Annotated in this window: 19 protein-coding genes; 10 read left to right on the top strand and 9 right to left on the bottom strand. The window is 37.9% G+C overall.

Annotated features, from left to right (window positions below; all coding sequences use genetic code 11):
• Nucleotides 1–15: 15 nt before the first annotated feature.
• From RGQ13_RS14855 to RGQ13_RS14840, 4 genes are all read right to left on the bottom strand, one after another.
• A complete protein-coding gene (locus RGQ13_RS14855; RefSeq protein WP_348390528.1) occupies nt 16–1,623 on the bottom strand; it encodes a GMC family oxidoreductase in 1,608 nt (535 codons plus the stop codon).
• Nucleotides 1,624–1,763: 140 nt separating this feature from the next.
• Nucleotides 1,764–3,041: an HlyC/CorC family transporter gene (locus RGQ13_RS14850; RefSeq protein WP_348390527.1), complete on the bottom strand. Its 1,278-nt coding sequence runs from the start codon at nt 3,039–3,041 to the stop codon at nt 1,764–1,766.
• A gap of 76 nt (nt 3,042–3,117) precedes the next feature.
• Nucleotides 3,118–3,918 carry a cytochrome C assembly family protein gene (locus tag RGQ13_RS14845; protein WP_348390526.1) on the bottom strand — a complete coding sequence of 267 codons (801 nt, stop codon included), beginning with the start codon at nt 3,916–3,918 and terminating at the stop codon, nt 3,118–3,120.
• Nucleotides 3,919–4,014: 96 nt separating this feature from the next.
• On the bottom strand, nt 4,015–5,088 hold the full coding sequence (locus RGQ13_RS14840; RefSeq protein WP_348390525.1) for an SO_0444 family Cu/Zn efflux transporter: 1,074 nt from the start codon (nt 5,086–5,088) through the stop codon (nt 4,015–4,017).
• 189 nt (nt 5,089–5,277) lie between these two features.
• On the opposite strand from RGQ13_RS14840, the gene ffh reads away from it, so the two are divergent.
• Nucleotides 5,278–6,687 carry a signal recognition particle protein gene (gene ffh, locus RGQ13_RS14835; protein ID WP_348390524.1) on the top strand — a complete coding sequence of 470 codons (1,410 nt, stop codon included), beginning with the start codon at nt 5,278–5,280 and terminating at the stop codon, nt 6,685–6,687.
• 127 nt (nt 6,688–6,814) lie between these two features.
• Here the strand turns inward: ffh and RGQ13_RS14830 are convergent, their stop codons facing one another.
• Nucleotides 6,815–7,084: a hypothetical protein gene (locus tag RGQ13_RS14830; protein ID WP_348390523.1), complete on the bottom strand. Its 270-nt coding sequence runs from the start codon at nt 7,082–7,084 to the stop codon at nt 6,815–6,817.
• 61 nt (nt 7,085–7,145) lie between these two features.
• Between RGQ13_RS14830 and RGQ13_RS14825 the strand changes: the two genes are divergently transcribed.
• On the top strand, nt 7,146–7,937 hold the full coding sequence (locus RGQ13_RS14825; protein ID WP_348390522.1) for a hypothetical protein: 792 nt from the start codon (nt 7,146–7,148) through the stop codon (nt 7,935–7,937).
• A 115-nt stretch (nt 7,938–8,052) separates the two neighbouring features.
• Here RGQ13_RS14825 and RGQ13_RS14820 read toward each other — a convergent pair whose 3' ends face one another.
• On the bottom strand, nt 8,053–9,021 hold the full coding sequence (locus tag RGQ13_RS14820; protein WP_348390521.1) for a DMT family transporter: 969 nt from the start codon (nt 9,019–9,021) through the stop codon (nt 8,053–8,055).
• 246 nt (nt 9,022–9,267) lie between these two features.
• On the opposite strand from RGQ13_RS14820, the gene rpsP reads away from it, so the two are divergent.
• From rpsP to rplS, 4 genes are read left to right on the top strand one after another with little or no spacing between them, the layout of a single operon-like run.
• A complete protein-coding gene (rpsP, locus tag RGQ13_RS14815; RefSeq protein WP_033078455.1) occupies nt 9,268–9,513 on the top strand; it encodes a 30S ribosomal protein S16 in 246 nt (81 codons plus the stop codon).
• Between the two features lie 39 nt (nt 9,514–9,552).
• Nucleotides 9,553–10,074 carry a ribosome maturation factor RimM gene (gene rimM, locus RGQ13_RS14810; RefSeq protein WP_348390520.1) on the top strand — a complete coding sequence of 174 codons (522 nt, stop codon included), beginning with the start codon at nt 9,553–9,555 and terminating at the stop codon, nt 10,072–10,074.
• A 19-nt stretch (nt 10,075–10,093) separates the two neighbouring features.
• Complete coding sequence (gene trmD / locus RGQ13_RS14805) at nt 10,094–10,840, top strand: tRNA (guanosine(37)-N1)-methyltransferase TrmD (RefSeq protein WP_405054200.1); 747 nt, start codon at nt 10,094–10,096, stop codon at nt 10,838–10,840.
• A 31-nt stretch (nt 10,841–10,871) separates the two neighbouring features.
• Nucleotides 10,872–11,222: a 50S ribosomal protein L19 gene (gene rplS / locus RGQ13_RS14800; RefSeq protein ID WP_348390518.1), complete on the top strand. Its 351-nt coding sequence runs from the start codon at nt 10,872–10,874 to the stop codon at nt 11,220–11,222.
• Between the two features lie 182 nt (nt 11,223–11,404).
• On the opposite strand, the gene RGQ13_RS14795 is transcribed toward rplS, so the two are convergent.
• Nucleotides 11,405–11,797, bottom strand: coding sequence for a hypothetical protein (locus tag RGQ13_RS14795; RefSeq protein ID WP_348390517.1), 393 nt, complete (start codon nt 11,795–11,797; stop codon nt 11,405–11,407).
• A gap of 88 nt (nt 11,798–11,885) precedes the next feature.
• The gene (locus RGQ13_RS14790; protein ID WP_348390516.1) at nt 11,886–12,350 is read right to left on the bottom strand and encodes an OmpA family protein; all 465 of its coding nucleotides are present in this window, start codon (nt 12,348–12,350) and stop codon (nt 11,886–11,888) included.
• A 318-nt stretch (nt 12,351–12,668) separates the two neighbouring features.
• Here RGQ13_RS14790 and acs point away from each other — a divergent pair, with 318 nt between their 5' ends.
• From acs to RGQ13_RS14770, 4 genes are all read left to right on the top strand, one after another.
• Nucleotides 12,669–14,609, top strand: a complete 1,941-nt coding sequence (gene acs, locus RGQ13_RS14785) for an acetate--CoA ligase (RefSeq protein ID WP_348390515.1) — start codon at nt 12,669–12,671, stop codon at nt 14,607–14,609.
• Nucleotides 14,610–15,096: 487 nt separating this feature from the next.
• Complete coding sequence (locus RGQ13_RS14780; protein ID WP_348390514.1) at nt 15,097–16,167, top strand: 3-deoxy-7-phosphoheptulonate synthase; 1,071 nt, start codon at nt 15,097–15,099, stop codon at nt 16,165–16,167.
• Nucleotides 16,168–16,193: 26 nt separating this feature from the next.
• Nucleotides 16,194–17,321 (top strand): bifunctional chorismate mutase/prephenate dehydrogenase, encoded by a 1,128-nt coding sequence (gene tyrA, locus RGQ13_RS14775; RefSeq protein WP_348390513.1) that lies wholly within the window; start codon nt 16,194–16,196, stop codon nt 17,319–17,321.
• Nucleotides 17,308–17,874 carry a thioredoxin family protein gene (locus RGQ13_RS14770; protein ID WP_348390512.1) on the top strand — a complete coding sequence of 189 codons (567 nt, stop codon included), beginning with the start codon at nt 17,308–17,310 and terminating at the stop codon, nt 17,872–17,874. Before tyrA ends, RGQ13_RS14770 begins: the two co-directional genes overlap by 14 nt.
• A gap of 196 nt (nt 17,875–18,070) precedes the next feature.
• Here the strand turns inward: RGQ13_RS14770 and RGQ13_RS14765 are convergent, their stop codons facing one another.
• Complete coding sequence (locus RGQ13_RS14765; RefSeq protein WP_348390511.1) at nt 18,071–18,811, bottom strand: DUF748 domain-containing protein; 741 nt, start codon at nt 18,809–18,811, stop codon at nt 18,071–18,073.
• Nucleotides 18,812–18,896 lie beyond the last annotated feature (85 nt).

Below are 18,896 nucleotides of genomic sequence, written 5' to 3'. Positions count from 1 at the left end.
TAATTCCTTAGCACTTCATTTATTATCCCGCAAAATCATATCTGCCGCCTTAGCACCAATCATAATACATGGGGCGTTGGTGTTCGCACTGACAATAGTTGGCATAATAGAGCCGTCAGCTACTCTTAACCTTTCTACCCCATGCACTTGCAGCCGTTCATTCACCACTGCCATAGAATCCTTGCCCATTTTACAAGTACCAACCGGATGATAAATATTATTCGATTTTGATTTTAAAAATTCAATGATTTGCTCATCAGTTTGTACTGTTTCACCTGGAAATATTTCACCCCTGTTATTTTTATTCAGGGGTGGGGTCGACATTAATTCACGGGTTAGTCGCACAGCTTTAACCATATCTTTAATGTCATCCTGATCACTTAGTAAGTTGCTATTTATTAACGGTGTACTATCGATATCATTGTCTTTTAAAGTGACGCTTCCTCTACTTTTAGGACGTAATAAACAGACGTGCATTGATAAGCCTTGTTCAAAAAACATTTTAATATTACGGCCATGATCATCCATAGCACCAGCAATTAATTGCCATTGAATATCTGCTCTGGAATTTGCATCACCATTTAAAGCAGTGAAGCCGCCTGATTCAACTAAACTCGATGTCATCGTGCCGGTTCTGTGTTTGTAAAAGCGTATGGTTTGTTTTGCTAAATTAATAAAAGGTCTAGGCTGTAGGCTAATTAAGTTTTCTCTTTTATGGCGATTAACAATAATTGCATCCACATGGTCTTGCAGATTCTTACCAACTCCTTTTAAATCGTGTTCTACATTAATATTTAAATGTTCAAGCTCTTCCTTATCACCAATACCGCTTAACATGAGTAATTGCGGGCTATGAATTGCACCGGCGGATAAAATAACTTCTTTATTCGCTTTTAGGGTTAATAAACTATTTTGTTTTTGGTATTGAATGCCATAGGCTATTTTCTCCTTAATGAGAATTTTAGAAACTTTACTATGGGTTAACACTGTTAGATTTTTTCGAGTTGTTATTGGTGATAAAAATGCTTTTGCGGCGCTAAAGCGCAGACCGTCTTTTTGGGTGGTTTGATAATAACCAACACCATTTTGCTTGGCACCATTAAAATCGGGATTGAATGGATAACCGGCATTAATACCAGCTTGAATAAAGTCAGCGCCTATGGGGTGTGAAGAACGTGAGTCAGCAACATTTAAACCACCTTCTTGGCCATGGTATTTGTCTACTATACGTTCTTGCGATTCGGTATTAATAAAGTAAGGTAGTACATCATCATAAGTCCAGCCGGTATTTCCTAGTTTAGCCCAATCATCGTAGTCTTCACGTTGACCACGGGTATATAGCATTGCATTTATTGCACTACTACCACCTAAACCTTTCCCTCTAGGGTTATAAATAGTTCGGTCATTTTGTTGAGGCTGCGGGGTTGATTCAAAGCAGAAGTTGAACTTGTTTAAGCGCATTAAGGCTGCTGTACCAATAGGAATGTTTACCAGAGCATTATCATTATTTCCGCCTGGCTCTATTAGGCAGACTGTGTATTTACCGCATTCACTGAGTCGGTTGGCTAAAATACAACCAGCAGAGCCACCGCCAATAATTATAAAATCATAGGTATCAGTCATATAAAACTTAGAAAACAAAAAGATAATCTAATCTATTCTATTCATATTTGATTTACAAGAGGTCATACCAGATTCTTTGTTAGAAATACTAAAGCAAAAAAAAGCTGCACATGCAGCTTTAATAAAAACGAATTGGTGAGTTATTCAGAGCTGATTTGATAATGCTCTGGCATGATCCTTACTGATTTGATCATGTTGTCATTTACAGCGATTATCTCCATTGGATAACCGGCAATACGCATACTGATGTTTGGCTCTGGAAATTCTTCTAGATATTCAAGTATCACACCATTGAGGGTTTTTGGCCCATCGATAGGTAAATTCCAGTCCATTTCTTTGTTAATGTCTCTAACGTTAGCTGTGCCATCAACTAGGAAACTTCCATCTGGTTGAGCGGTAACTTCATCACTTGGTGCAGGCTCCATTGTGGTAGTAAAGTCACCAACAATTTCTTCCAAGATATCTTCTAAAGTTACTAAACCTTGAATGTCACCATACTCGTCAACAACTAAACCTAAGCGCTCTTTTGCATGCTGGAACTTCAGTAGTTGTACATTAAGTTGAGTACCTTCAGGAATAAAGTACATTTCTCTTACTGCACGTAATAAAGTTGCTTTCGTAAACTGGCTTTTTGAAAGCATTTTTACTGCGTCACGCATATGAACATAACCAACAACATCATCAATGCTGTCTCGGTATAAAATTACCCGCGTATGATTAGCGTGAGTTAATTGCTTTTGAATATCTTTCCAAGGGTCATTAATATCAATACCTTGAATTTCACTGCGCGGGATCATGATGTCTTCAACTGTTACTTTTTCTAAGTCGAGAATGCTTACCAGCATATCTTGATCGCGAGTAGGCAATAGGGCGCTAGACTCATTTACTACAGTACGCAACTCCTCAGAGCTTAAGCTGTGTTCTTCACGCTGCTCTGGACTAATGCGAAGTAAAATCAGTATTCCATTGGTGATCCAATTTAATGCCACCACAAATGGGTACATTAACTTCAGCAGCAATTTTAATATTATTGAGCTTGGGAAGGCCACTTTCTCAGGATATAACGCCGCTAACGTTTTTGGCGTAACTTCAGCAAATATAAGAATTACAAGGGTCAATATAATCGTGGCGTATAAAACACCTACATCACCAAATAAGCGCATGCCAATTATAGTCGCTATTGCAGATGCAGCGATATTGACTAAGTTATTACCGATTAAAATCAATCCGATTAATCGATCCGGTCTTGCTAATAACTTGCTAACCCGTTTTGCGCCTTTATGTTTCTTTTGCTCTAAATGGCGAAGACGATATCTGTTAATCGACATCATGCCTGTTTCTGAGCTAGAAAAATAAGCGGAGAGTAAAACGAGTACACCGAGTATGCTAAAAAGCATACTTGTAGATATGTTGTCCAAAAATGGGGCCCTATGTTGCTAAAACTAGTAGAGGTAATATTTTTTATTACTTCACAATATACTTATACCTTAACTTTTAAGATAAGAGAAACTCTTTTACAAATCTGCTGCCAAAGTACGACAATGTTAACAATGATGTTGCTATAACAGACAATACCAATACCTTATTGCCACGCCAGCCCATTTTATAATGACCGCGCATAATTATTAGATAAATAGCTAAAGCAAATAATGACAAAAGTGTTTTGTGCACTGATTCTGGTGCAAAAAAGCTATCGATAAACACTAACCCCACTGCTTGTGACAGCATTAAACAAATTATTCCTGCAAACATGATTGCGAATAATTGCCCTTCAACTTGCATTAAAGGTGGTAAATGATTTACCGCACTAATATTTTTAGATTTCAATTTATAGTTTATGTAGCTTACCTGGAAAGCATATAAAGTCGCGATCACTAAAATACCATAAGACAATAGCGCCAAAGTTATATGTATTACTAAAGGGATTTTAGTTGGATCAATCACTAGATGCTGATTTTCAGGGACAAAAAACAAAACTGTATGTAATATCGCTGAAAAGGCATACACCACAGGTAAAATCAAATTGGCTTTAAAGCGAATAGAAATTAATGTAACCGAAAATGAAATAATAAATGCGACTAAAGAAATAACATTAATTAAGCTAAAATCCACATTGTCGTGAAAAAAGATATTTTTTGACAATAATAAACTATGTCCAACAACAGCCATACAACCAAGAGCTAAGTAAACTTTTGGGTTCGGACCTGTTGTGTCAAATAACTTTGATAAAACAGCTAAAGCTGCGGCCACATATAATGTGATAACGGCAATGGTGAGAATACTGACTAAATCCACCGTTTACTCCTGATGTGTTTTTTATATTTAATATAAAAGGTATTGTTTATTATCTTATTGAAGATAGTAACAAAATACCAAGTTCTATAGCTAATATTATTTAATGAATAAGCGGCGCAATGGCTTAATTGCCATGCTTACTAATAAAATGGTGCAACTTAGGGCAAACCAGTTAGGCAACATTTCGTGACTATGGCTCATTTGTTCGGTAATACTAATGTTAAAAGCAACTAAAACAAGGTCTAAACCATAGCCAAAACTAATTGCTGAAATAGATATTCCTAATAAATAACGTATTAACACGCTACCACCCATTTCTTTTTTTATTACCCCTAGAGTGGAAATGTTAGTGGCTGGTCCTGCCATCATAAATACCAACGCTGTGCCGGGAGATAATCCCGCTAGTATAAAGCCGGCAGCTATAGGTGTAGAAGCTGTAGCGCAAATGTACATTGGTATAGAAATGGCAATCATGATCAGCATGGCAATTAAACCACTACCATAACTTAATAAAAACTCTGCTGGTAAAAAGGTGCGAACTAATGTTGCAAACAGTAAACCAATAAATAGCCAAATAATTAGATCATCAATTAACTGGGTAAAACCATATTTAATCCCCTGAATTGATTTTGTAAGTATTGAATCCGACTTAGGGGCAGTCTTTGACGCACAACAACTAGTCGTTGCCTCTTGTTCATTGCTTTGCTGCGGCTCAGTACTTGTACAACAAGATTTAACTTCATCAGTTTCAGCCATTACTTCTGCTTTACTCGTACTGACTAAAAAACCGGTAAATATAGCGGATAAAATTGCTGCAAATGGACGATACATCGCCATAATTGGGCCAAGCAAGGCGTAGGATACTGAAACAGAATCAACACCTGTTTCTGGTGTTGCAACTAAAAATGCTGATGTAGCAGGTGATGAAGCTCCAGAGCGTTTAAGCTGCGTGGCCACAGGAATTACGCCGCAAGAGCAAAGTGGCAGTGGGGCACCAATAAATGCCGCTTTTACAATGGCGAGCTTTCCTTCGCCTAAATGTTTACTCAAAATTTGCGTAGGTACAAAAGACTTCATCAACCCGGCTATGATTAAACCAAGTAACAACCAAGGACTTGCCTCATTGGTTAATTCTAATAAATTAATTGCTAATAGCGTGATAATATCCATAAAGTACTTCTATACGGTTGAAAATAATATTTTTATAACTATTAAGTAATTGTACCCTAGTTTTTTGAAAAACTAACGCTTTTAACTACACAACTTACAGGTTTGTTGATTTTATGCTTTCGCTTATTAATAGTGCGGGTATAATAGCCAACATTATATCGATTTATCACTATTTAAAGTAATTAGACTATGTTTGAGAATCTCTCCGATCGTTTATCCAAAACCCTGAAGAATATCAGTGGTCGTGGTCGTCTTACCGAAGACAACATTAAAGAAACCTTGCGCGAAGTACGCATGGCTCTACTAGAAGCTGACGTAGCTTTACCGGTTATCCGTGAATTTATCGCCAATGTAAAAGAAAGAGCTGTTGGCCAAGAGGTATCTAAAAGTTTATCTCCTGGGCAAATTTTCGTTAAAATTGTTCGCACTGAACTTGAATCGGCAATGGGGCAAGCAAATGAAGCCCTCGACTTAAAAGCCACACCACCGGCTGTTATCTTAATGGCTGGTTTACAAGGTGCGGGTAAAACCACCTCTGTAGCCAAGCTTGCAAAGTTTTTAAAAGAACGTGAAAAGAAAAAAGTATTGGTAGTAAGCGCTGATGTTTATCGTCCCGCTGCCATAAAACAACTTGAAACGTTAGCGAGTGAAGTTGAGGTTGATTTTTTCCCAAGTGATATTTCTCAAAAACCGAACGCGATTGCCAATAGCGCAATTGAGCATGCAAAAAAACAATTTTGTGATGTCGTTATCGTCGATACTGCCGGTCGTTTACATGTAGACGGCGAGATGATGGATGAAATTAAACAATTACATACCAACATCAATCCAGTAGAAACGTTATTCGTTGTTGATGCCATGACTGGTCAAGATGCTGCCAATACGGCAAAAGCATTTAACGATGCTTTACCTTTAACAGGTGTCATCTTAACGAAAACCGATGGTGATGCTCGCGGTGGGGCAGCATTATCTATTCGCCATATTACTGGCAAACCAATCAAATTTATGGGTGTTGGTGAAAAAACTGATGCCTTAGAACCGTTCCATCCTGACAGAGTTGCATCCCGAATTCTTGGTATGGGTGATGTGTTATCACTCATCGAAGAAGTAGAGCAAAAAGTAGATAAGAAAAAAGCCGAGCAATTAGCTAAAAAAGTTAAAAGTGGTAAAGGTTTTAGTTTAGAAGATTTTCGTGATCAACTTGTTCAAATGAAAAGCATGGGCGGCATGATGGGCATGATGGATAAATTACCGGGTATGGGTAATATGTCTGAGCAAGTTAAAGGTCAAATGGATGATAAAGTTACCATTCGAATGGAAGCTATTATTAATTCGATGACACCTGGCGAACGAGAACGACCTGATGTAATTAAAGGCTCACGTAAGCGCAGAATTGCAGCGGGCTCTGGTACGCAAATTCAAGATGTTAACAAGCTGCTTAAGCAATTTACCCAAATGCAAAAAATGATGAAGAAAATGTCTGGCAAGGGGGGCATGAAAAAAATGATGCGCTCAATGCAGGGCATGATGCCACCAGGCGGTATGGGCGGTGGCGGTATGGGTGGAATGGGCGGCCCTGGCGGAATGTTCCGCAAATAAATCTGCTGTCACCTTTATATACAAGCCAGAGTTATTACTCTGGCTTGTTGTTTATTCTTGGTTTGAGCTATCCATAACTCTCCTGTAGTATGTTTAAATCAGTTAAAAAAACAATATCCAAAGGCATTCAGTAAGTGCAGTTAATAAAATCTCTTTTTTGTTTCAAAGGTTTAGATAATTCAGAGCGGTACTTTGCTATCAGCATCTGTTGCCTGGCGGTTTTCTTTTTATTTAACGGAGTTATTTTATCTTCTCTTGCCGCTAAGCTAATTCTTTTAGTATTAATAACCCTTGTATATTTTGCTGCTGGGATACGTCGCTGTAGAGATAGCCATAAACGTTCTGGTGCTGCATGGCTCTCTAGTATTGTGATATTTTTATCATTTTTACTGATCATCTTAATCCCGTCGGCCACCAGTTATGTGTTATTAATCTTGCCCGTAATGGCGAGTTTGTACTTGTTTTCGTTACCTTCATTTACTCCACAAGTGTACGTTATGGGTTATTGTGGTCCTGTCGATTTAAGCGAACTTTCAGAACCTGTAAAAGTAGAGCGAAAACCATTATCAAATCGAATAGAACCAAGTTTGTTCGGTGTGACAAACGATCAAGATGATGAGTTGAGCTTTTATACACCAAAAGCCGAGCCAGAATCCATCGAACAGCCAGCTAAACAGCCAGCAAGGCAAGCAAGCAACGATTTAGCTTTACTGATAAATAAGTGGTTATTAGCAAATCAAAAAGTTGCTGGCGCTGCTGCAGTCTTCATTTTATTTGCTAGTGCAATTATCACTAGTCTACCCTTTATAAACACAGCGTTTACTGAAGACAAAGATGCGCAAGCTGCTGAACAACAAGCAACTAAGACGGTAAACTTTATCACTCAACGTCAGCAGTTATTAGCAATGCCGGATGAGTTTTATTTACTACTAGATCAAAATGAAGGTCTAATAGTGCATTGGCAAGCTGATGTGATTCGTGATGCTGAAATTTGGTCACAAGCAAGTGCAAAAGGCGATGATAGTTGTGAAGTTATTGAATTTAATAATGGTGATAAAATAAGAACAATCAATGTTGTGGTTGAAGACTCTGGCAGTTATTACGCCAACTTTTCCCCTTTAGATACAGCATTAGTTGTTAGATCATTGGCAAGACGTGGTAATTTTGGTTTATGTGGTTATAACTTCTCACTTAAAGGGTCACAAAAAGCGTTAAATTCAAACCCTATTTACAGTGATTACGCAAACTAAAAAACTAGGGTCAGAGTCAAGTTTCTAAGAGCCTGCTTCATGCAGGCTTTTTTGTTTTAATTAAATAAAGGCTGAGTTAGTAATTTACCTGACTCTGACCCTAGTTTATTTCAAGCTAGTACAATCTTAAAACGCGTTTTAACGCTCTAAAGTTTTCTTTGGTAAGTATTTTATTACCTAGTGCAGTAAGCATAGAACCCACAACTACGACACATGCGCCAACATAGGCTAAACCATTTAAAGACTGTGCTTGAAACATACTTGGCCAAAAGTGCTCCGCAATGGTTGCAAATAGAACCGTAAGTAATGGGGTAATGGCTAATATTGCACTCACTTTTGATGCGGGCCAATACTCAAGTGACTCGGCAAAAGTGCCGTATGCAATCAATGTATTAGCACAACAAAAGAATAATAATAAAAAAGCAATTAAATTTAGCGAGCCCACGTCTGCAGGTGTAGCCACGGGTAAAAAGAATAGGCTAGCAAACAAATAGATAAACCACATAATTTGATTAGAACTAAAATGATTTAACATCTTCTTTTGTAATATAGCGTATGTTGCCCAAGTTATTGACGCTCCCAGCATAATAATAAATCCCATCAGGAAATCATCATTGCTGATAGACCCTGCATTGGTAAATTGTTGGTTAAAGAATAGTAATAGTCCTGATATTAGTACTATTGAACCGACCATTTGCCCTTTAGAAAATGATTCCTTCAAAAATATGATACTTCCAACTAGCATCATAAATGGTGCCATTTGTATTAGCATTCCAGCAGTTTCTGCGGGTACAAAATACAATGCCGATAAATATAATATATAATTTAGAGATAAAAATATTGAAGCAAAAAACAAACGTTTAAATAAACTTTTGTCTTTAAAAATAGACATAGGGATCTTTTTCTTACTAAAAAGCATAAAAGACACAATGATGGCGGCAAAAAAGAATCGATACCAAGTGATGGTATATGAATCCATTAATTGTAAAACACTGGTAAGGGCTAAAGGCAGTAACCCCCACATTATTGCTGTTGTTAAGGCTAAGCTAAAACCTTTTGCATTGCTGTTTTCTGCTGTTGGCATAATGAGAATGTTTTTAACCGGTGATGAACTGCTGAAATTAGTACTTAAATAGCACTAAACTGTAAACAAGGCCGGATTTTATCGTAGATTTTACCCTTTAGCTTGTTTTTTTCGATTATTTTACACTTAAGACTGCATTTAAGTTGCAATTTAGCTGTAAAAGCGTAAAATCTGCGAGCTTTTCTTTCCCTTGTGGTTAGAAAGTGTCTGGAAAATTCGTTTTATAACTTAAATATAGAGGACGGTATGGTTACCATTCGTTTAGCTCGTGGCGGCGCGAAAAAGCGTCCATTTTTTACAGTGGTTGTTGCTGACAGCCGTAACTCTCGCGATGGTCGTTTCATCGAGAAAGTTGGTTTCTTCAACCCTACTGCACAAGGTCAAGCGGAAAAACTTCGTTTAGATCTTGACCGTATCAACCATTGGGTTGGTCAAGGTGCAACGGTTTCTGACCGTGTTGCAAAGTTAGTTAAAGACGCTTCTGCGGCTTAATTAACTTATTGAAATTGAATAAAGAGAATTAGTAAAAACATGGAAAAAGAAGTCATCCTTGGAAAAATTGGTGCTGTTTACGGCATTAAAGGTTGGTTAAAAATTCATTCTTTTGCCGATACTCCAGAAGCAATTTTCGATTATAGCCCTTGGGTGTTAAATCTTAATGGCAAAAAACTAACAGTAACAGTAAGTGAATGGCGTCGTCATTCAAGTAGCTTAATTGCGAAATTTGCTGATATCAGTGACCGTAACGAAGCACAGTTAAGAACTGGCGCTGAAATTACAGTTATGAGTGATCTACTGCCAGAATTACCAGAAGGTGAGTTTTACTGGCGCGATCTAATTGGTATGGATGTGGTGAATACCTCTGGCTATAGCCTAGGTAAAGTAACCGATATCATGGAAACCGGCTCAAACGATGTACTGGTAGTTAAAGCTAATCGCACTGATGCGTTTGGCAAAAAGGAAAGGTTAATTCCTTACCTTGACGAACAAGTGATCAAAAGTGTATCACTTGATTCGAAACAAATTGACGTGGACTGGGACCCAGGTTTCTAACTCAATGACTAATAGTAAAATGCGGATAGAGGTGATAAGCCTGTTTCCTGAAATGTTTACTGCTATCACTGAGTCTGGGGTGACAGGAAGAGCAATTCGTAATGGCTTAATAGATTTCCAAGTATGGAATCCTAGAGAGTTTACTAGCGATAAGCATCGAACCGTTGATGATCGTCCTTATGGCGGTGGTCCGGGAATGCTTATGATGGTACAACCATTACGAGATTCCATTAAAGCTGCCAAGCAATCGGCAGGTGATGATGCGCATGTGATCTACCTTTCGCCACAGGGACGAAAGCTTGACCAAGCGGGTGTACGTGAATTATCGACTCATAAGTCATTGGTATTTATTGCCGGACGATATGAGGGCATTGACGAAAGACTAATCGAGTCGGATATCGACGAAGAGTGGTCTGTCGGCGATTTTGTGTTAACTGGCGGTGAATTACCGGCAATGACCTTAATCGATGCAGTTGCACGATTTATTCCTGGTGTATTAGGACATAATCAATCTGCTGAGCAGGATTCATTTTCTGACGGTTTATTAGATTGTCCACATTACACAAGGCCAGAAGTTCTGGATGATAAATCTGTACCTAAAGTTTTGCTTAGTGGTAATCATGAACATATTCGCCAATGGCGTATGCAACAGTCTTTAGAAAGAACTTGGACTCGACGTCCAGAATTACTAACAAACCTAGCTCTGACTGCCGAGCAGGATAAAATGCTGAAGCTTATTAAGCAGAAGCCTAAGTCCGGCAAATAGTAGCAGTGTACTCTAGGAATAAAGGTGTATTATGAGTAATATCATTAATCAGCTCGAACAAGAGCAAATGAAAACTGACGTACCAGCGTTTGCCCCTGGTGATACTTTAGTTGTTAAAGTTAAAGTAAAAGAGGGTGATAAAGAGCGTCTTCAAGCATTTGAAGGTGTTGTAATCGCTAAGAAAAACCGCGGATTGCATTCTGCTTTTACTGTTCGTAAAATCTCGAACGGTGAAGGTGTGGAACGTGTATTCCAGACACATAGCCCAATGGTTGCTGAAATTTCAGTTAAACGTCGTGGTGATGTACGTCAAGCCAAACTTTACTATTTACGTGAACTTTCTGGTAGGAAAGCACGTATTAAAGAGAAGTTGGGTAAGTAATTTATTACTTGTTCCGAAAAAAGGCTGCCTAAGGGCAGCCTTTTTTTTTGGCCATGGAACTTGCAGGTGCAGATGCACGGGGTCAGACCAAAACCTATTTATTTTAATAGGGTTTTGCTCTGACCCCTATTCGATGTAACCGGAACTAATTAAAATCTGGCTACGACATTACGTCTGAAGGGCTATTTCATCCCTTTTAACGTTAGTTCTATCTCTCGCCAACGATCATCAGTAAAATTACTATTAGCCATTTCATACGAGTTTCCATGCTTGTCAAAAATGACACTCATTTCACCATTTCGATCGATATGCGAATATTCTGAAACCGGAAAATGCCAATACACAGTATGGCTATTTCGGTTAACTATTTCAGTTTCGGTAATAATTAATGAGGGGTGATGTCTTGCCGACCAAACCATTATAAATAATAAAAAGCACAGAAGCTGAACGATATTTATAAATACTAAATAGCCTAAAACTAGACTAATAATTGCCGCAATTATGCTGATTATTACTATGGCTAAGTAGTAACCATGAGGTGTAACGTAAGGTTTTGGTTTGAATTCTTTTAACATGTCTTTAAATCGATGTATTTAAGGAGGAGTAAGCCAGTTGTTTACTGGCTTTGAAAAGTAATAAATATTTTACTGTTAATTTTATTAATTAGTAAATGATTTCAACATGACGGTCTGTTGTTGGGTTAATATTTTGACGCTTAGGATCGCCTTTGCCCATTGTGGTTGCAGTCAATCGTTCTTGGTTAACTCCTGCATTAACTAAATATACCCATACTGATAAAGCTCGTTCTTTACCTAAGTCAAAGTTAAAGTCTTCACCACCAACTTGGTCTGTGTGGCCTTGCAGTACAATTTGTCCTGTCTCAAGTGCTTTCATAGCTGAAAGGTGGGTATCAAGAATTTGCATGCTTTCTTCATTAAGTTCACTGGAATTGAAATCGAAATAAACAAACGGCTGTGCTGCAACGGTCATTGTTTCTACCGGTGCTTGTGGCTCTTCAATAATTTCGGCATCAAGGTGAGGCTTAATAAGGTTTGCACTTTTGAAGTTAGCATTTGAATGACAGGCGCTGATTAGTATAAGTAAGCTGATAGCCGATATCTTTTTCATCTTAAATTTAAAACCTAAAATTCTTTTAATAATATAAAGTTATAACATGATATCGTAATTTTGCGATGAATAATGTAATAAATATTGAAAGTATGCATGGTCACTTAGTGTATATAAATTGTTAAAATATAATGACAGCGCTGTCATTTTGTGTTTTTATATATGTAATATAGAAAATGGAATATATAGAAAGCTGGAAATATTCTATGTTTATATGCTATTACCAAAATGTAATTTATAAAAAGTTAAAAGTATTCTATGTTAATGGTAATGAATAACAATCAGCTGGCATAAAAAGACCACCATCAGGCGAATTAAATGAACGAATTAGAAAAGTTTTATCCAATTAAAGAATCTGCAAAAAAGCATAGTCATTTGGATGAGGCAACGTATCAAACAATGTATCAACAATCGATTACCAACCCAGACCAATTCTGGGCAGAACAAGCTAATGAATTTCTAGATTGGTATAAGCCGTTTGATACTGTCAGTAATATCGATTTTAATAAAGCTGACATTGAATGGTTCAAAGGAGGGCAATTAAACGTTAGTTATAACTGTATTGATCGCCACTTAAAAGACCGTGGAGAACAAACGGCAATAATTTTTGAAGGTGACGAACCTAACGATACAAGAAACATTTCCTATAAAGAATTGCATGTGCAAGTGTGTAAATTTGCTAACGTGCTAAAACAACGTGGTGTTAAAAAAGGCGATACAGTCTGTATTTATATGCCAATGATCCCTGATGTTGGTTATGCCATGTTAGCCTGTGCACGTATTGGCGCAGTTCACTCCGTAGTATTTGGTGGCTTTTCTACTGAATCAATTAAAGCGAGAATTCAAGCGGCAGATTGTAAAGTGGTGATCACCGCTGATGAAAGTGTTCGTGGTGGTAAAATTATCCCATTAAAAGCAAATGTAGATGCCGCTGTATCTGAATGTCCAGGTGTTCACTCGGTTATTGTTGTTGAGCGTACCGGTGGTAATGTTGCGTGGAATAACGATATAGATGTTAACTATCAGCAAGCTATGGCCAAAGCTGACAGTGTTTGTGAACCAGAAGTCATGGACGCTGAAGACCCATTGTTTATTCTATATACCTCGGGCTCTACCGGAGCCCCAAAAGGCGTGGTTCACACTTGTGGTGGTTATTTATTATATGCCGCTATGACGCATAAATACGTATTTGATTACCGCGACGGTGATATTTACTGGTGTACTGCAGATGCTGGTTGGATCACGGGCCACAGTTATATCTTTTATGGCCCGTTAGCTAATGGGGCAACAACATTAGTTTTTGAAGGCGTGCCAACTTACCCTGATGCAGGTCGATGTTGGGATATGATACAACGTCATAAAATTAACGTTTTTTACACTGCTCCTACTGCCATTAGAGCGTTAATGGGTATTGGTGATGAATATGTATTAGATAAAGATTTATCATCCTTGCGCCTTTTAGGTACCGTTGGTGAACCAATAAACCCAGAAGCTTGGCATTGGTATTACGAAATTATTGGTAAAAGTAATTGTCCAATTGTTGATACGTGGTGGCAAACTGAAACTGGTGGAATTTTAATTACGTCACTACCAGGGTCTGCTGGCATGAAACCTGGCGCAGCTGGTTTACCATTTTTCGGTGTACAACCAGTAATTATAGATAAAGAAGGTAACGAACAGGATGGAGAAGCTCGTGGACCTTTAGTGATGAAAGGCAGCTGGCCTGGCCAAATGCGCACTTTGTACGGCGATCATGACCGTTTCCATAAAACTTACTTTAGCCAATGTGCAGGTTATTATTATACTGGTGATGGCGCACAGCGTGATAAAGATGGATATTATTGGATTTTAGGTCGCATTGATGATGTGTTAAATGTTTCTGGACATCGTTTAGGTACAGCTGAAATTGAAAGCGCTTTGGTGTTACACCCTAAAATTTCTGAAGCTGCAGTAGTCGGTTATCCACATGATATTAAAGGGCAGGGTGTTTATGCTTACGTAACCTTGATGCATGATGAAGTTGAAAGCGAAGAGCTTCTGCTTGAGCTTAAGGCATTAGTTGCGAAAGAGTTAGGCAGTTTTTCAAAGCCAGACTTAATTCAATGGGCACCAGGATTACCTAAAACTCGCTCAGGAAAAATTATGCGCCGAATTTTACGTAAAATTGCCGAGAATGACTTAGGGACTTTAGGTGATACTTCTACGCTGGCTGATCCTAGCGTCGTAGAAGATTTAATCGAACGTCGTCTACTTCGTTAGTCTATACACACAAATGAGATAGTTTTGATAAGGACGGAATAAATCCCCTTCGGGGGTTATTCCGCTCTTCGAGGATAACGTCCTAATAAATTAGCCCTTCGGGGATAACGTCCGAATAAATTCGAACCAACCAAAATATGAATACTTGGTTGGCGCGAATTCATTCGCGCGTTATGGCGAAGCCACTTTTTCGCACCTTTGATATAACTAATTACAAATTGTATCTAAAAAAACCTTGCCAGATGAAACTAAAAGCTGCTACAAATAGCTATCAGCTCTGTTTTAGAGCATGCGAGTTTTGGCCATGAATTATAAAACTGTATTTCCTGGTTCGTATAATTAATAGAAAGATATGCAAATTCAAAATTTAAACCTCCGATATTATCGCTATACCTATCTTTATTACTAAATCTTTTTAGTAACCCCTGCTGTATCTTATTTAATTTAAAAATTTTCAATCAACAACAAAACTTATATCGGAAAAACTATGCACAATAGCAAACTAAATGACGTTCATGTTAATTCAGAAGAAGTCTTAATCACTCCAAACCAATTAAAACAAAAATTACCACTAAGCCTTTCAGATCGTGAATTTATTTTAAATTCGCGTCAAGTGATATCAAACATTATTCATAAGACAGACTCTCGTCTGTTAGTGATTTCTGGTCCTTGTTCGGTTCATGATGTAGAAGGGGCAAAGGAGTATGGTCGTAAGCTCAAAGCATTGCATGATAAGTATCAAGATACATTATACATCGTTATGCGTGTTTACTTTGAGAAGCCTCGTACAACGGTTGGTTGGAAAGGTTTAATTAACGATCCTCACATGGATGGTAGCTTTGATGTTGCCCAAGGATTAGAAACTGCACGTGAATTATTAATTTACTTAACAGAATTAGGTTTACCTTTAGCTACCGAAGCGTTAGATCCAATTTCGCCACAGTACTTGGCTGAATTGTTCAGTTGGTCTGCAATTGGTGCAAGAACGACAGAGTCACAAACTCATCGAGAAATGGCCAGTGGTTTATCAATGCCTATTGGTTTTAAAAATGGTACTAATGGTTCACTGGGTGTTGCTATTAACGCAATGCAGTCAGCCGCTTCTTCACATCGATTTATGGGGATAAATAAAGAAGGGCAAGTAGCGCTACTAAAAACTTCCGGTAATCCTGATGGACATGTTATTTTACGTGGCGGCCAACAACCTAATTATGATTCTGTCAATGTTGCTATGTGCGAACAAAGTTTAGTTAAAGCGAAACTAGAACAAGCATTAGTTGTTGATTGCTCACATGCTAATTCGAGTAAAGATCATAATCGTCAACCTTTAGTAGCTGAAAACGTAATTAACCAAATTTGTGAAGGTAATAAATCTATTATTGGACTTATGCTCGAAAGTAACTTAAATGCGGGTAACCAAAGTTCAGACTTACCAAAAAGCGAACTTGCCTATGGCGTATCCGTAACTGATGCATGTATAGACTGGGCATCAACGGAAGATTTATTTGCAAAAACTCATGCTAAACTTAAAGACGTTTTGCCTGCACGTATTGGTTAATTTAAGAGAATTAAAAGCAAATATTAATGACAACTTTTGATAAAAAACTACAACAATGTAGAAATGATATCGACGATATAGATCAACAACTGGTTACTTTACTGGCTAAACGTCGAGAAGTAACCAGTCGTGTTGGTGAACTGAAAAGCCAAGTTGGTATGCCTATTTTTGCACCTGAGCGAGAAGAGCAACTACTTGCTAAACTTGGCAAACAAGCACGGGCGAAAGATCTTTCAGTGCCCTTAGTCGAAGATGTTTTTCGCCGTATTATGCGAGATTCTTACTCATCTCAAGATGAACAAGGGTATCAATGCATAAATCCTAATGCCGGAAAAATTGTAGTCATTGGTGGTAACGGCCAACTTGGACAAGTATTTGTCGATTTATTTACTCGTACCGGCTATCAAGTAACCGTTCTTGAGAAAGAGGATTGGAACGATGCAGATAATATTTTAGCTAATGCCGGTCTAGTTATTGTGGCGGTTCCAATTAATTTAACTGAATTGGTGATCAACAAGTTATCTAACCTGCCTGAAAATTGTATTTTAGCGGATATCACCAGTATTAAAGATAAACCACTGAAGGCAATGATGGCAATACACAAGGGGCCAGTTGTTGGTTTGCATCCTATGTTTGGTCCCGATGTAACTGGTTTGATCAAGCAAACCATTATTGTTTGTCATGGCGAACAGCCGGATAAATATCAATGGCTACTGGATCAATTTACCGTGTGGGGCGCATTAAATTATGTGGTAAGTGCTAAAGAACATGATGAAGCTATGGCCATGGTTCAGGTTATGCGCCACTTTTCAACGGTAAGTTATGGCTACCATTTAATGCAAGAAAACGTAGAACTAGAGCAATTACTAGCGATGAGTTCACCTATTTATCGTTTAGAGTTAGCTATGGTAGGTCGTCTATTTGCTCAAGACCCAAACCTGTACGCTGATATCATATTCTCCAACTCTGAGAATGTGGTGATGATGAAACGTTTTGCCAATCGTTTTCTTGAACTGTTATCATCAGTTGAACAAGGTAATAAAATCGATTTTATTGCAAAATTTAGACAAGTTGCTAATTGGTTTGGCGATGATGCACAAAACTTCTTATTAGAATCAAAATCATTATTGGAAAAAGCCCGTGAACACAAATAATTCAAATGATAACGAAGCTCAGAACAGCGATAAAAATATGACATTTTTGAAAAAGTATAAAAAAGCAATCATGTTTTTAGCGTTTGCGTTTTGGATCGGATTTGCGGCTTTATATTCAATGCAATCTGATGCGCAAGAGTCTTTCCCTGTTGGGGATATCAGTAAACAACAATTACTTGAAAGTAGTGAAGGTTTTGCCACTAATTATTATGACTACCAACTTTCAGAAAAAGAGCTGGCTGCAGTAGAAGCGATTGCTGATAAGGTCAGTATTAAAGTGTTTTTCGGTACTTGGTGCCATGACAGCGAACGTGAAGTACCACGTTTATTGCAGAGTTTTAAAAATAGTGCAGCAAGTGTCTCATTAATAGCTTTAGATGGTGATAAGTCAGATCCCGCAGGCTTGGCTAAACAGAGCAAAATTAAGTACACACCGACGTTTGTTGTGTATGCTGACAATGTAGAGATAGGGCGTATTATTGAGCGTCCAAAGCAATCTTTAGCAGAAGATATCTGGATGATTTGGTATAAATATTCAGCAAATAATGCCTAATTTCTAATACCAACCTGTACAAGCTACAAAGAGAGCGCCGTCATCCTAAGCGAGACGCAGGACCTCCTGACGTATGCGGTGACTAAAATGTTTCCTAATTCTCAATAACTCCGGACGTTGAATTCTTCAATGCCAAGTCCAATAATTATCAGATCATTTTGACTAATTACAACGAATAACTACGGCTAGATAAAATCTAGCCATGCTTTTTCTTTAATTTTTCAAGGAAATCTTGTTTTTTCTTATTTAGTTTTTCTTTCATTATCTGTTTATATTGCTTTTTCGCCGCCGCTGAAATCGCTTTAAATAAGCTATTACCAATAACCATACCAAGCTCACTCGCCGGTAATCCTTCTGCGCCGCCAATAGCACCAAGCTGCACACTAGGTATCTCTATGTTATAGGTTTTACCATTCACTTCGCTAAGGTCTACAGTCAGTGCAACACCTGCTAATTCTAAATGATTAATTGATATACGGGGCTCAGGTTTACTGTCTTTTTTCTTTTTAGAGCTTGATGTAGATTCAGACTTAGGTATTTGATTATTAATTGCTGTTAATAGATCTTTAAAGTTGTTATTGCCATTCTTATCAAACTCAACAAATGCTTGTGGTTGTTTAAGAGCTATCGACTCTAAAACAAAAGGAGTTTGCCCTATAGATTCCATATCTATATCTAAAGAAACCTCACCTAAATAAAATGCTTTCGCTTGTTTATATTTACTTGGATTTGAAAAGCTTACCCCATAAATACCGCCAAAGCCTTCGCTGAATTTGATGTCTACCTTATCAACGGTTACCGTTTCTCCGGTTAGTTTTGAACCATGAATTTCAATTTGCGAACGGACAAAACCATTCCAGTCAGCTGAGGCTAAAAACCAAAGCATGGCACCAAAAAAAAGTAAAAGGCCAATGGCGAGTGCTGCAAGTTTATTCATGATTTATCCAAAAAATTTGTTGTTATGATTTTAACCTTTATAATTATAGCCTTAGAAAGTAAATATTTAACCTATTAAATGTGTA

The sequence above is a fragment of the Thalassotalea psychrophila genome (assembly GCF_031583595.1).
Classification (GTDB): domain Bacteria; phylum Pseudomonadota; class Gammaproteobacteria; order Enterobacterales; family Alteromonadaceae; genus Thalassotalea_A; species Thalassotalea_A psychrophila.
This window is presented reverse-complemented; position numbering and strand designations above follow the sequence as displayed.